Below are 15,022 nucleotides of genomic sequence, written 5' to 3' on the forward strand. Positions count from 1 at the left end.
AAAAATTTTTTGACACTTGGCAATGGGTTATAAACAAGACCAAAAAGCGATACACAAGTCACATTTTTACACTTCATGAAACCGGTTACATGAACAGCAAACTCATCTCACATTCCATTTGAAATAAATTCATTACTCTATACTTCCGACTATGAGGGAATTCCCTTATAGAATGAATAGCTGTTCTTGCTAATTATTGAAATATTTTTCTATATTGAAGGCCATATATGAGTCAAATCACCCCTCAGTTAACGAATATGTGGGATAAAAGCCATGAATCATGGTTTGTAAAAGATAGGAATCTTCGTTTTATATATGCAAATAAAGTGTTTATCAAATTAAGTCAGCTACCTGAAGACTTTGATGTCATTGGATATACTGCTAAAGAATTACCTACACCGTTTAATTATCTTTCTCACCTTTTTGAAAAGCATGACCGTAAGGTCTTACAATCTATGCAACGAATATCATCTATTGGGGCTGATTTGCAAAGCAATGATCAACAATTTAAACCCTATTTTTGTGAAAAATACCCATTAATGGATGAAAATAACCAATGTATTGGAATAATTTGTCGCATTAAAGAAATAAGTCATTTTTCAGTACAAAATTATATTAAAAATTCCTCTTCTATATCTGTTAGGTTAAGGCCACCCAACAATATACTGACAGAGAAAGAGTGGATTGTGATTTTTTTATTCTGCCGAGGTGTTAGCAATAAAGATATTGCTAATGAAATGAACATTTCATGCCGTACATTGGAAAGGTATTTCCAAAGTATCTATGAGAAATTATCAATTAGATCAATTATTGAATTGAAACTTTTTTGCGAAAAAAATGATTATGATCTTTATATTCCACCAAAATACCTTAAATCTATGAACTATTTCCTGCTATATTGAAGGTACTACTTCTGTTCTAGCTTTTCTGTCACTTAATCAAGGGGAATGATTTAAGTGACAGAGAGACATGACTTTCAGTAGATAGTGACATGGATCACCTTCGTAGCCAGAGCTAAGGATTTCATCGTTGGTATATTTGTCGGTATATTGAAAATCCTATCATGTTCATATTCCCAACAGCTCTTATTCTATTGTTAAGCCGTTCACTCAATATTATTAAGATAAACCCAATTCACATTATTCTCTTGAAATAAGGTATACAAATCCTTTCATGATAATTTGAATAAATTGAGATATGATTCTTCTTCATATTTATTTTGTATAACCGCTGAGGAAAAATTATGGCCACAATGAAAGACGTCGCCCATCTAGCTGGAGTATCTGTGGCCACTGTAAGCCGTGTTATTAATAATACCGCTTATGTTGAACCGGGCACTCGTGAGCGTGTAGAGAAAGCCATGCGTGAGTTCAACTACCATCGTAATTCTGCCGCGCTTGCATTAGCGAAAAGGTGCGGGAATATGTTGGGTTTACTCACCGGCAATTTGGCTGATCCCTTTTTTTCGCTTTTGGCTCGCGGGGTTGAAACAATCGCCCGGCAGAAAGAAGTAAAACTGATGGTTTGTAGTGGAGGACATCAAGCTGAACTCGAGAAATCGGCCTTAGATTTTTTAATCAACCAAGGATGCGAAGCAATAGTAGCGCATATTAGTAGAATGAGTGACATAGATGTATTACGTTATGCAGCTCATATACCAGGATTAGTGGTTATCAATCGATATTTTCCTGCTATCGCCAATCGGTGTATCTGGTTAGATAATGTCAGTGCTTCTCAGGTTGCTACCAACTATCTTCTTCAAAACGGTCATCGAAAAATTGCTTGTGTGACGGCAGATCTACCGATCGATGATAGAAGGCTTCGTCTGGAAGGATATCAGGCTGCAATGGCTAATGCAGGTATCACAGTACCTGGCGATTGGGTTATTAGTGTGCCATTCAACGAAAAAGGTGGGGAATTAGCAGCAGAAAAGCTCTTAGAAAGTCGCATCGACTTTACCGCGGCAGTAACATTTAATGATGTCATGGCTGCCGGTATGATGCGATCCTTACATCAACGGAAAATTAAGTTACCGGAACAACTGTCAATTGTTGGGTTTGATGATATTGTTCCGGCCCGATATCTCTATCCCCCCTTAACTACCGTACACAACCCAATAGAAAAAATGGCTCAGCGGGCGGCTAATCTGGCATTGCAACTCAGTGCCAAAAAAGAAATAACCCCACAAATGAATATGTTCTCAGCCGAACTCGTTATCAGAGATTCTGTTTTTTTAATCGAGTAATAAAAAGCGTCGTAATAAGCGTAAAAGTGATATACAGATCACATTTCACAACTCATGAAACCAGTTACATGAACAAGTAATCTTTGTCACATCTCATTCGAAATAAATTCATTATTCTGTTTCAACAACCACCTGAAAATGGAGTTTTAATATGGATGATAAGAAAAAACTTAATTTGGGACTTGCTATGTTGCCAATCGCAGCAATGCTCTTATTGTTAATTATTGGATATGGTCAACTGAGTTTACGCATCGAATCCCTATTGCTGATATCAGCAGGAATAACAGCAGCCTTGGCATATTGGCAGGGTTATCGCTGGAATGACATTATCGATGCTATTGTGGCAAAGCTAGCTAAAGCGATGCCGGTAATCATGATACTGATTTGCGTCGGCGGGTTAATTGGGACCTGGATGTTCAGCGGAACGATACCTTATATGGTTTACTGGGGATTAAAGCTGATTACTCCTCAATACATACTGATTGCTGCTTTCTTTATTACGAGTGTTATCTCAGTTTGTACCGGTACGTCATGGGGGTCAGCCGGAACAGTTGGTGTCGCTCTGATGGGAGTCGCTGCTGGCCTTGATGTGTCTTTGGCTGCGGCAGCCGGAGCGGTTGTTTCAGGCGCATATTTTGGCGATAAAATTTCACCGTTATCTGACTCAACTAATTTTGCCGCTATTGTTGCCGATACTGATCTTTACAGTCATGTTCAACATTTGATGTATACCACTATTCCCGGCTTTGTTTTAGCTGCTATCGTTTATTTTATTGCTGGTCATACAAGCTTAACAGGTAACGTGGCAACACCTGAAAAAGTCACAGAAATCGTACAATCTCTTGAAAGCCTGTATCACTTCAATTTATTGCTGATTTTGCCACCGATACTGGTTTTGTGGGGAGCAATAACAAAACGTCCGGTGATACCCGTCATGCTTGCTGCCTGTGCATTAGCTATTGTACTTGGCATAGGTTTCCAAGGGCTCACCCTTAAACAGGGCCTTAATGCGTTGATAGATGGTTTCAATCTCTCTATGTTCTCTGATCAGGGACATAACATTACCGGAGTCGTTAGCGATGTTCCCCGTCTGCTCAATCGGGGTGGTATGTTCTCAATGATGGGTACTATCCTGCTTGTATTTTGTGCATTTGCGTTTGCTGGCGCTTTAGCGCTCACTGGCTCCTTGACCATCATCATTAACCGGCTTCTACAAGTTGTTCATACAACCGGGCAACTTATTGCTGCAACCTTGGCAACAACTATTCTGGTGACGGGTGCCACCTGCGACGGAAAGTTGGCTCTCCTCATCCCGGCGGAGCTGTTCAAAGGGGCTTATCGTCGCATGGGACTGGATAATAAAAATCTGTCACGAACAATAGAAGATGGCTGTACTGTCATAGAGCCGTTGCTTCCCTGGACTTCTGCCGGCATTTACATGGCGACTACATTAGGTGTTAGTACGCTTGAGCTACTGCCCTGGGCTATCCAATGTTATGCTGCCGTCTTCTTTGCTCTCATTTATGGTTTTACTGGTTTCGGTATCGCAAAAATCACGCCGGAAAACTCCCTGAATAAAAAGGAAATCCAAAGTGAAATTGCCTGATTTCAACCAGATAATTGATCGCTACAATACAAATTCTGTTAAGTGGGATTTTTTAAATCGTCACTTGCACTTAAATAAGAGTGACCTGCTGCCAATGTGGGTGTCTGATTTCGATTCTCAATGCCTAAAAGAAGTCCTGCAATCACTACTACCAGGCAGCAATAGACTGGTTTTCAAGAGACCATAAATTGACCTTATACCGTAATTGGTTCTTAAATTGGAGTTTTTATATGGATGATAAGAAAAAACTTAATCTGGGACTCGCTATACTGCCAATTGCAGCAATGCTCTTACTGTTAGTTATTGGATATGGTCAACTGAATTTACGCATCGAATCCCTATTACTGATATCAGCAGGAATAGCAGCTATTCTAGCGTATTGGCAAGGCTATCGCTGGAATGACATTATCGATGCTATTGTGGCAAAGCTAGCTAAAGCGATGCCGGTGATGATGATACTGATTTGCGTCGGCGGGTTAATTGGGACCTGGATGTTCAGCGGAACCATACCTTACATGATGTATTGGGGGTTAAAACTGATTAGTCCTCAATACATACTGATTGCTGCTTTCTTTATCACGAGTGTTATCTCAGTTTGTACCGGTACGTCATGGGGATCAGCGGGAACAGTTGGTGTTGCTTTGATGGGAGTCGCCGCTGGCCTTGATGTATCTTTGGCTGCGGCAGCCGGAGCGGTTGTTTCAGGCGCATATTTCGGCGATAAAATTTCACCGTTATCAGACTCGACTAATTTCGCCGCCATCGTTGCCGATACTGATCTTTACAGTCATGTTCAACATTTGATGTATACCACTATTCCCGGCTTTGCTTTAGCCGCTATTGTTTATTTTATTGTTGGACATACAAGCTTAACAGGTAACGTGGCAACACCGGAAAAAGTCACAGAAATCGTACAATCTCTTGAAAGCCTGTATCACTTCAATTTATTGCTGATTTTGCCACCGATACTGGTTTTGTGGGGAGCAATAACAAAACGTCCGGTGATACCCGTCATGCTTGCAGCCTGTGCATTGGCTATTGTACTTGGCATAGGTTTCCAAGGACTCACCCTTAAACAGGGCCTTAATGCGTTAATAGATGGTTTCAATCTTTCTATGTTCTCTGATCAGGGACATAACATTACCGGAGTCGTTAGCGATGTCTCCCGTCTGCTCAATCGGGGTGGTATGTCATCAATGATGAGTACTATCCTGCTTGCGTTCTGTGCATTTGCGTTCGCCGGCGCTTTAGCACTCACTGGCGCTTTGACCATCATCATTAACTGGCTTCTACAAGTTGTTCACACAACCGGGCAACTTATCGCTGCAACCTTGGTAACAACTATTCTGGTAACGGGCGCAACCTGTAACGGAAAGTTGGCTCTCCTCATCCCGGCGGAGCTGTTTAAAGGGGCTTATCGTCGCATGGGACTGGATAATAAAAATCTGTCACGAACAATAGAAGATGGCTGTACTGTCATAGAGCCGTTGATCCCCTGGACTGCTGCCGGTATTTACATGGCGACTACATTGGGCGTCAGTACGCTTGAGCTACTGCCCTGGGCTATCCAGTGCTATGCTGCCGTCTTCTTTGCTCTCATTTATGGTTTTACTGGTTTCGGTATCGTAAAAATCACGCCGGAAAACTCCTTAAATAAAAAGGAAATCCAAAGTGAAATTGCCTGATTTCAACCAGATAATTGATCGCTACAATACAAGTTCTGTTAAGTGGGATTTTTTAAATCGTCACTTGCACTTAAATAAGAGTGACCTGCTGCCAATGTGGGTGTCTGATTTCGATTTTCAATGCCAAAAAGAAGTCCTACAAGCACTTCACTCCAGGGTTGACCACGGTATTTTTGGTTATAGCGAACGCGACGATTGCTATTACCAAACAGCAATAGATTGGTTTTCAAGACGCCATAAATTGACCTTGTACCGCGATTGGTTTACATCGATAGAAGGCGTCATACCCGGATTGGCTTTATTGATACAAATGCTCAGTAAACCGAGGGAAGGTGTCATTGTACAGGGGCCCTATTATGCTTCATTCGCCAAAATTATTACTATGAATGGCAGGGTAGTTATTGAAAACCCTCTACTTGAAAGCTCGGAAGGTTATAAGATTGACTATGGTCATTTAGAGCAAATGTTAGAACAACACAGGCCACCTTTGCTATTGTTATGTAACCCACATAATCCTACTGGCCGATGTTGGAATAGTGATGAACTGCTCCAGTTATTAATGCTCTGCAAAAGGTACGGGACGACGGTAATTTCCGATGAAATCTGGGCTGATTTAATTTTGCCTTGGGGGAAATTTACCTCAATACTGCATTTGGGGAGTGAATGGCATAGCAACGTTATTGTTGCTACCTCGGCAAGTAAAACATTTGGACTTTCATCACTCCGTATATCAAACTTTCTCATTCCAGCTCCCGAACTTCGACGAGCCTTTATCGATCGGTTGAATGCTCATGGACTAGACGTATTTAACGCGCTATCTATGACTGCGGCTACAGCCGCATACCAACATGGGGATGTATGGCTTGATGGGTTACAGAGTTACCTGGCGGAAAATCGTTGCTGGTTCGAGCAAGCTTTAACGTCTGCTGCTCCTTGGTGCCGAATGACAAAAGCGGAAGGTACATATCTGGCTTGGTTGGACTGCCGTGATTTAGGTCTGGATGATGATACTTTGCAACGGGCCTTACTGCAAAAAGCCAAAATAGTCGTTTCAATGGGATTGAATTTTGGTGATCAAGGGAAAGGGTTTATCCGAATAAACTTGGGGTGTCCTCGTCAATATCTTGAAAAAGCAATCACTGGTTTAGTCCAGCTAACATCATAAAATAAAAGGTATCCACGGAATTTGGCCTGATTATATATTTTATCCAGAGCTTGATAACAAAGTAGGGCGTTAATAGCCCTGCTTTAATTCTATGCTCATACCTGAAATTTTCCATGAGGAAAGTTTCAGGTAATGAGCTCTCTCTCATTGGTTTTATATGAGAAGCTCATGTTAACTTTGAAAATGACAACTCATTTAAAATATCTGCTCGGCCATATTTCGCAAGGTTCACAATTTAAAGCGGTAGCAATTAGCCGTTCACCTTTGGGCCACGGACGGTGTAGCGCATTACTTAAGGTAGATGATGCAAGCCCCGCTTCTCTTGAAATAGTAGAAAGATTTGTTCCTTGTTTTTTTAATGCTGCAATAATATCAGCCGGGTGCCAGTCGTCTTTTATAATCATTCCTTATTTTCCTCTCAATTTGGTTATTCAAGGTGCTATGTTCATACTCTCTCTTCAATTTGATATTTTTATATTTCTACAGCTTTTTCCCTGAGTCCGCACAGGCGCGGAATGTTAAAAAATAGCTGTACTAAGAGATTAAACCCCACCAAGTACAGCCAAATATTCTCCGAATAGAAAATTGTCTAACGATAAAAAGTTCATAAATGAACTCTGATTGTTCAAAATTAAACTTTAAATGTGCAGAAATGTTCTTTTTAGATCGCTAGAGTATTCAAAAAGTTTAGTTATTTTTGGAAATGTTGGAAGCGGATGAAATACTTTAATGAATGTCTTAAGCTCTTCAGTTACAGGGAATGGCACCAACTTAGTTAGCTCAGAGAATTGGTGTGCAAGGGGGTATATTTCAAAACTTCTAAATGATCACGCATCACACCTTGTCCATATCCATTGTAAAAATTACACGATCATTATCACCGAACCTCCTGTCATTGCTTACTCAGTTGTCTATCTTATAGACAATAAGACAATTAGTTTTAATGAGTTGCTAGGTTAGGTAAATTCAATTTTTAAATATTTATTAACTGATAAAATCAATCATATAAATAATATTTTATCAAAATAATAACTTTTTTTATATTTTGTGGTATTTATAATGTTATCTTAAAATTAATAAATTGTACACTTTTTGACTGGATTATTGTTGTGATATATTATATGGTTAAGCTGTTTTAAATATAATTCAGATGACAATTCATTCAGATAATGCCTTAATGATAATTAAGTAGTTACTATGTCAAATATAATAAAGGAACAATAGCATGAATAATAAGTTAATTATTTCACCTCAAGTTATTAACACATTGGCAATCAGTAACGATCCTTGGGGAATAAAAGATAAGAATTCGTGTTTTATTTATGGCAATAAAGCGTTGAACTCCATTAAAGGTTTTTCTGATTCATTTGATTTCGAAGGATTTTATGATGATGAGCTTCCTTGGGATGGAGCTGAGTTTGCAAAAGAATATATTCATCATGATCAAAAGGTAATGAAAGAAGAAAAATCATATGTTTCACTCGAAACCCATATTTGGGGAGGAATAAAAACATTATCCTCTTATTTCTGTGAAAAATTACCTATTTATCATGAAAATGGTGAGTGTCTTGGAATTATCTATCACTTGTGGAAAGCCCAAGATTATTCATTAACACGTTTATATCATGGAAAACTCCCGGCATCTATTATATTTCAACCACCGACCCATTTATTTACCCAACGGGAATGGGATGTCATTTTTCTCTCTTTACATAAATATACCAGTAAACAAATTGGTAGAATATTAAATATTTCCTACCGTACTGTTGAACACTATACAGCACAAATATATAGAAAGATTGGTGTTAGGTCTGCTCGGCAATTGGAAGAATACTGTCGCTTTAATAATTATGATCTTTATGTACCAGAAAGATTTTTACGCCCTGAAAGCAGTATTTTGGTTTGAGTTTCAAGTCCTAGCAATGCTTACAAGAGGAAATAGACGAACTGAGTTATCGTTATATGTCGTATTTACCGGAAAAGCGTGCATAACTTATTACGCAATGACCTCCTTTACTGTGCGTTTTAAGGAAGAAACGGCAGTAAATACCCTTTCTTACCGCCTAAGAACTATCTATTCGTATATCTATGATAAGTGAGAAAAGAAGATATTTTATCATCACGAAAGCCCAAATTTTAAAAGCTACTACCGTTTGTAATAAGACAAAAACGTGATGTAAATTACATAATAAAATTATTACGAGATTGTCACAGTTAAATATTAATCCATTAATAATAGTGCATTTTTCTTATTTCAGGCAGTCAAGCTGTAGACATGTCAGATCAACAACTTATTCATCAATAGGCACGTCAGGCAATTAGTGCCACCCCTTGCGGATGTTTCCGTCTGTGCCCGAAAAGGCGGTGACTACCAACACCAGCTGTCTGATAGTTATCTCCCAATCCGCAATAGCGTAGCACCTGTTCTGCCAACTGAGCTAAAAGTTATCATCCAACCTAATCAGAAAAGGTCATTACTTATCACAAATTAAAAATAACTGTCACAGTTCAAGTCATTCAATGCTGAAATCAATCATCATAAATGTGATTTACATCACATTATTAAAATAAAACAATAAAATTAATTTGAAATTATTAATGATGGTTATTAAATGATTAATATTAATCTATTTTTTATACAATACTGTTACAAAATAATCACATTGGCCTGTTTTTTGCTTTGTCATATAACCTCTTGTTTTTGCTGCTATCTTAACCAACCCCCTATTTTAGTTGCCCGGTTGATAATCAACCCTAAATATTGATCGTTAAGTTAAATTCGTGGTTAATGCTGTTTCAACATTGTGGAATAGAAAGTCAATGAAAAGCAGTATTTTGGTATTAACGGTTTTTTATAGCGTAGCCTCAGGCAGTCAAGCCGCCGACATCGCAGATCAACAACTCATTCATCAACAGGCCCGTCAGCAAGCGCTGGAAGCGCAATTAGCCCCGTCGCCTGCGGAAGTTCATCTGTCGGTACCGGAAACCGGGGAGTCAGCCGCCTTTGCGGTGGAAACCCCCTGTTTTCCTGTCACTCATGTGGTATTGGCCGGCACCGAAAATTTCCCGCACTGGCTACCGCTCCGGCGTGTCGCTCAACAGGGCGAAAACCATTGCCTGGGCGATAAAGGCATCAGCCGGCTGATAACCCAGTTGCAAGATCAGCTCATTAATCACGGTTATGTCACCAGCCGGGTTCTGGTTCCTCCCCAGGATCTGCGTACCCAAACGCTAAAACTGGTGATGATACCGGGCAACATCCGGCATATTCGCTATACCCCGGATAGCGGCCATTATATTCAACGCATCACGCCCTTTCCCGCGCGTGAAGGCAAACTGTTGGATTTACGGGATATCGAGCAGGGATTGGAAAACTTGCAACGTTTCCCGACCGTGCGGGCGGAGATGAACATTGTCCCGGCAGCGCAGCCGGGGGAGAGCGATATTGTGCTGAACTGGCGTCAGTCCCGCCACTGGCGAATCGCCACGTATCTGGATGATACCGGCTCCAAGAGCACTGGGCGTTATCAGGGCGGTTTAACCTTCTTTCTGGATAACCCCCTGGCGTTAAGCGACCTGTTCTATCTCTCCGGTGGCCGCGATATTCACTCATCTGCCGGGAAGGGCAGCCAGAACGACACGCTCTATTACTCCCTGCCCTTCGGCTACTGGATGGCGAGCGTGACGGCCAGTCATTACGATTATACCCAGACAATAGCCGGGCTAAATCAGGCAATTCAATACCGGGGCAAAAGCCAAAACCTGGCGGTCCAGCTTAGCCGGGTGCTGCATCGTAACGCCGACCAGAAAACCCTACTCAACGGTGAAATTTATCGCCGGACTTCGCGCAATTTTATTGATAAGACCGAAGTCGACGTTCAGCGCCGGGAAACCGCGGGCTGGAAGCTGGGGCTGTCTCATCATCACTTTATCGGCAGCGCGACGCTGGATACCCGGGTGACTTATCAACAGGGCATGCGCTGGTTTGGCGCGCAACCGGCACCGGAAGAGTACCGCAATGAAGGGACCGCCTTGCCTAAAATCACCCAGTTCTCAGCGACGCTGGCCGGGCCGTTAACGCTGTTTTCTCAGCCTTTTTCTTATCAAACCCAGTATCTGCGGCAGATAAGCGCCAGCCCATTGACGCCCCAGGATCGCTTCTCGATTGGCGGTCGCTGGACGGTGCGCGGCTTTGATGGCGAGTTGACCTTATCCGCTGATCGGGGCTGGTACAGCCGCAACGAACTGGACTGGCAAACCCCGCTGCGCGGGCAGTCGCTGTATCTGGCAATCGATTATGGCGAAGTGGGCGGCCGGGGCAGCGACGCGCTGCTCGGAAAACACCTGGCGGGGAGCGCCCTGGGCTGGAGAGGCAACCTGAAAAAGGTGAGCTACGACCTGTTTGTCGGCGTCCCGCTGTCCAAACCCGCCGGTTTCCAAACTTCCCCCGTCACGGCCGGATTCAACCTGTATTGGCAGTATTAATTCAAATAACAAAACTGCCGGTGGGTAGTGTTGTGTGGAGCAAAAATCATGAACAAGCAGTTATATCGTATTATCTTTAATCAATCTCGCCAGCTGTGGATGGTGGTGGCCGAGATAGCGCGGGCCGGACGGGGAAGAGCCGGACGCCGCGCTCATCGCCCCTCTTCACCGCAGCGCTGTTGCCAACTCACCGCGCTACGGTTTGGATTGTTATTCGCCCTTGGCGGGATTCGCTCACCGCGCAGGCGGCGATTGTGGCCGACGGACAGGCGCCGGGCCGTCAGCAGCCGACCATCATTCGCAGCGCTAACGGTACGCCGCAGGTCAATATCCAGACCCCCGGCGCCGACGGCGTTTCCCACAATACCTACCGTCAGTTTGACGTGGATAAACAGGGGGTGATCCTCAATAACAGCCATCAGGCCACCCAGACGCAACTGGGCGGTATGGTCGCAGGCAATCCGTGGTTAGCCAAAGGGGACGCCAGCGTTATTCTTAACGAGGTCAACAGTCGTGACCCCAGTCACCTTAATGGCTGGATTGAAGTGGCCGGGCATAAAGCCGAGGTGATTATTGCCAATCCTTCGGGCATCACCTGTAACGGTTGCGGTTTCATTAATTCACATCGCACTACGCTCACCACCGGACAGGCGCTGATGGAACAGGGTCGGTTGAAAGGGTTTGATGTCAATCAGGGGGAAGTGCGGATTGACGGGCGCGGCATGGACAGCACACAGCAAAGTTACACCGATATTATCGCCCGCTCCGTGGCGATTAACGCCAAATTACACGCCCAAGACCTGAAAGTGACCGCCGGGCGCAATATTGTCGATGCGGCGCATCAGCAGATTAAGAAAAAATCGATTGACGATGAAAAGCACCCGGCGTTTGCGCTGGATGTGGCGGCGCTGGGCGGCATGTACGCCCATAAAATCAGGCTGATAGGCACCGAATCGGGGGTGGGCGTGCATAATGCCGGCAATATCGGCGCGTCTGCCGGCGAGGTCCATATCACCGCCGATGGCCGGATAGAGAACCGCGGTACCCTCAGCAGCCGTGACGCGTTGCAATTAACCTCGTCTGCCGATGTCACTAACACCGGCAAATTGCTGTCACAATCGGCGGTGAATTTACAGGCGGGCGGCGCGTTAGATAATCAGGGCCGGGTGGAAGCCCGCGGCGATACCACGGTCAACGCAGACACAATACACAGCAGCCATAACAGTGTGTGGGCCGCGGGGCTGGATGACAACGGCAACACGACCCGCCCCGGCTCCCTGACTCTGACCGCGCAGCACGTTCAGGCTAATGGCAAAAATCTGGCCGCCGATACGCTGGCTATCCACAGCCAACAGATTGACCTGAGCGACAGCCAGACGGCGGCCGGGCAAATTCAACTGACTGCCAGTCAATCGGGCATCAGTACCGCTCGCGCTACCGTCAACGCCGACCGTTTTAGCGCGAAAACCCCGGGTCAGTTTAACAACGACGGCGGCCAGTTAGTGGCGAAGGAAATCCACCTCACGACGCCGGATTTATCCAATCAGCAGGGAAAAATTAACCAGACCGGGACCGGTGAACTGACGCTCCATACCCGCGCCCTGAATAACCATGAGGGAACAGTGTTCAATCAGGGGAAATTGACCCTCACTACTGATCGGCTCAACAACCAGCAGGGCAACATTGCCAGTCAGGGCGAGGACCTGCATCTCACCGCGCATCAGGCCGATAACACTCAGGGGACAGTGCAACTGGCAGGCAACGGGAAACTGTCGCTCAATACCCAACGATGGCTGGCAATCAGGGCAAATTGCTCACCAATGGCGCCCTGACGATACAGGCCGGTGAACTGCAACTTAACCACGCCGAGACTCAGGCCGGGCAGATAACCGTCAACGCCGACACCCTGAGCCATCAAGGCGGCGTGATGCAACAACAGGGCAAAGATACGCTGTCCCTCACCACCCGAATGCTGGATAACCAGCACGGCACCCTTGCGGGCAACGGCAACCTGAACCTTAAAGCAACGACCGTCGATAATCGTCACGGCAACATCGTGGCCGCCGAAAAAGGCTCGCTGACACTGGCGGTCAAAGACACGCTGGACAATCAGTCGGGCCGGGTGTTAAGCGGCGGGCAATTAACCCTGCGCGCCGGCGATGTTGATAACACCGGCGGGATAATCGCCGCGGACGGTAAAACCACGCTGACCGGCGCCAAGCTCACTAATACTCAGGGACAGATTGCCGGGAATGGCGGGCTGGACATTCACAGCCGACAACTGATAAACCGCGAGGGGACCTTACAATCCGCCGACGCCCTGACTCTGGATACCAACGGGCAGTTACTGGATAACCAGCAGGGCCAGATTATTGGAGCAGGAAAAACCACAATCACCAGCGGTCCACTGGATAATCGCCACGGTCATCTTCAAGGCGGACAGTTGGCTATCGATACCCGACACGCCGCGCTGGATAACCGGGACGGCAAATTGTTATCCACGGACACCTTAACACTGAACACTCATCAGATTGACAATCGTCACGGTCAGGCGCAGGCGGTGGGCGACACCACCCTCAATGTTGACACCGAAACCGATAACACCGGTGGCCTTATCCGTGGCGGCGCACAACTGACCCTGAACACCGCTCATTTGATTAACCGGGAAACAAAACAGGCGGATAACGGGCTAGAAGCGCAAGACCTGACGGTCAACGCCCAACGGGTTGACAACACTCAGGGGGCCTTACGGGCAGCTAATCACTTGCAAGCTCAGGTGAGTCATACGCTGGAGAATGCGCAGGGGTTAATCTCCACGGGCAAACAGCTTACCGTAGGCGACGAGGCCCATCCTACGTCTCTGGTGATTAACAACCGGCAAGGCACGCTGATTGCCGGGGAGCACGCCACGATTAACGCCCATGCTCTGAGCGGTGACGGCCAACTGTTATCGCAGGGCGATATGGCGGTCACCTTAACTGAGGATTTTCATCATACCGGCAACACCGCGGCCAATGGCAATCTGACCCTGAAAACGACCGGCAATCTCCTCAATGACCGTCAGATAAAAGCCGGTCAGGCGCTGCATCTTGACGCTCACAATCTCACCAACAGCGCCTCCGGTGAAATCAGCGCTAAACAAACGCAAATCCAGGCTCACGATACCCTGAACAACACCGGACTGATTGACGGCGGCCTGACCCATCTCACGGCTAGCACCCTGAACAATACCGGCACCGGGCGCATTTACGGGGACCAGATCGCCCTCCAGACGAGCACGTTGAATAACACCGCCCAGAAAGGCAAAGCCGCGGTCATTGCGGCGCGTGACCGGCTGGATATCGGCACCGGAACACTGAACAACAGTCACCATGCGCAGATTTACAGCGTGGGCGACATGCACATCGGCGGCCGGTTGGATAATACCCTGGCGGCCACCGGTCAAGCCCGTGAACTGAATAACCACGCGGCGACGATTGAAGCCGGGCGCCATTTGAAGATGAATGCCGACCGGATTAACAACACCAACGCCGGGTTAGTGACTCAGGTCGTCGAAACGGAAAAATCTCAGCATCACGACGCGGTACTGAGCGGCCAGACCACCCGTTACGACTGGTCGCAGGTGGACACTTCCCGCCACAATAAATACAAAGTGCACGATGCCATCATGCCGGATGGCAGCCGCAGTAATGACTTTTACGAATATCAGTACACCCGGACCGTCAAGGAAACTCAGGTTAAACAGAGTGACCCCGGTAAAATTCTGGCCGGGGGCAATATGACGCTCAACAGTGCGCAGGTCACCAATCACGACAGCCAAATTATCGCCGGTGGGG

The 15,022-nt window shown here is 45.5% G+C and carries 8 protein-coding genes and 1 pseudogene; 8 read left to right on the plus strand and 1 reads right to left on the minus strand.

Annotation, left to right across the window (positions count from 1 at the left end):
* Positions 1–227 precede the first annotated feature (227 nt).
* The 5 genes from C6H66_RS00910 (at position 228) to C6H66_RS00935 (ending at position 6,701) form a co-directional block, all read left to right on the plus strand.
* Positions 228–902: a helix-turn-helix transcriptional regulator gene (locus C6H66_RS00910; protein ID WP_105394541.1), complete on the plus strand. Its 675-nt coding sequence runs from the start codon at positions 228–230 to the stop codon at positions 900–902.
* A 341-nt stretch (positions 903–1,243) separates the two neighbouring features.
* Complete coding sequence (locus C6H66_RS00915; RefSeq protein WP_036809135.1) at positions 1,244–2,245, plus strand: LacI family DNA-binding transcriptional regulator; 1,002 nt, start codon at positions 1,244–1,246, stop codon at positions 2,243–2,245.
* Between the two features lie 151 nt (positions 2,246–2,396).
* Positions 2,397–3,851, plus strand: coding sequence for a Na+/H+ antiporter NhaC (nhaC, locus tag C6H66_RS00920; RefSeq protein WP_036809138.1), 1,455 nt, complete (start codon positions 2,397–2,399; stop codon positions 3,849–3,851).
* A gap of 230 nt (positions 3,852–4,081) precedes the next feature.
* Positions 4,082–5,536, plus strand: a complete 1,455-nt coding sequence (gene nhaC / locus C6H66_RS00930) for a Na+/H+ antiporter NhaC (RefSeq protein WP_105394549.1) — start codon at positions 4,082–4,084, stop codon at positions 5,534–5,536.
* Positions 5,523–6,701, plus strand: a complete 1,179-nt coding sequence (locus tag C6H66_RS00935) for a MalY/PatB family protein (protein WP_105394542.1) — start codon at positions 5,523–5,525, stop codon at positions 6,699–6,701. The genes nhaC (C6H66_RS00930) and C6H66_RS00935 overlap by 14 nt, the downstream gene beginning before the upstream one ends.
* A gap of 191 nt (positions 6,702–6,892) precedes the next feature.
* On the opposite strand, the gene C6H66_RS00940 is transcribed toward C6H66_RS00935, so the two are convergent.
* Positions 6,893–7,105, minus strand: coding sequence for a helix-turn-helix domain-containing protein (locus C6H66_RS00940; protein WP_036809145.1), 213 nt, complete (start codon positions 7,103–7,105; stop codon positions 6,893–6,895).
* Between the two features lie 821 nt (positions 7,106–7,926).
* Between C6H66_RS00940 and C6H66_RS00945 the strand changes: the two genes are divergently transcribed.
* The 3 genes and pseudogenes from C6H66_RS00945 to C6H66_RS00955 all read left to right on the plus strand — a co-directional run.
* Entirely contained in the window at positions 7,927–8,607 is a 681-nt protein-coding gene (locus C6H66_RS00945; RefSeq protein WP_036809147.1) for a helix-turn-helix transcriptional regulator, read from the plus strand.
* A gap of 914 nt (positions 8,608–9,521) precedes the next feature.
* Positions 9,522–11,186, plus strand: a complete 1,665-nt coding sequence (locus C6H66_RS00950) for a ShlB/FhaC/HecB family hemolysin secretion/activation protein (RefSeq protein ID WP_105394543.1) — start codon at positions 9,522–9,524, stop codon at positions 11,184–11,186.
* Between the two features lie 48 nt (positions 11,187–11,234).
* Positions 11,235–15,022 (plus strand): annotated as a pseudogene (locus C6H66_RS00955) (two-partner secretion domain-containing protein); the annotation flags it as partial.

The organism is Photorhabdus hindustanensis (assembly GCF_002968995.1).
In the GTDB taxonomy this organism is placed as follows: Bacteria; Pseudomonadota; Gammaproteobacteria; order Enterobacterales; family Enterobacteriaceae; genus Photorhabdus; species Photorhabdus akhurstii.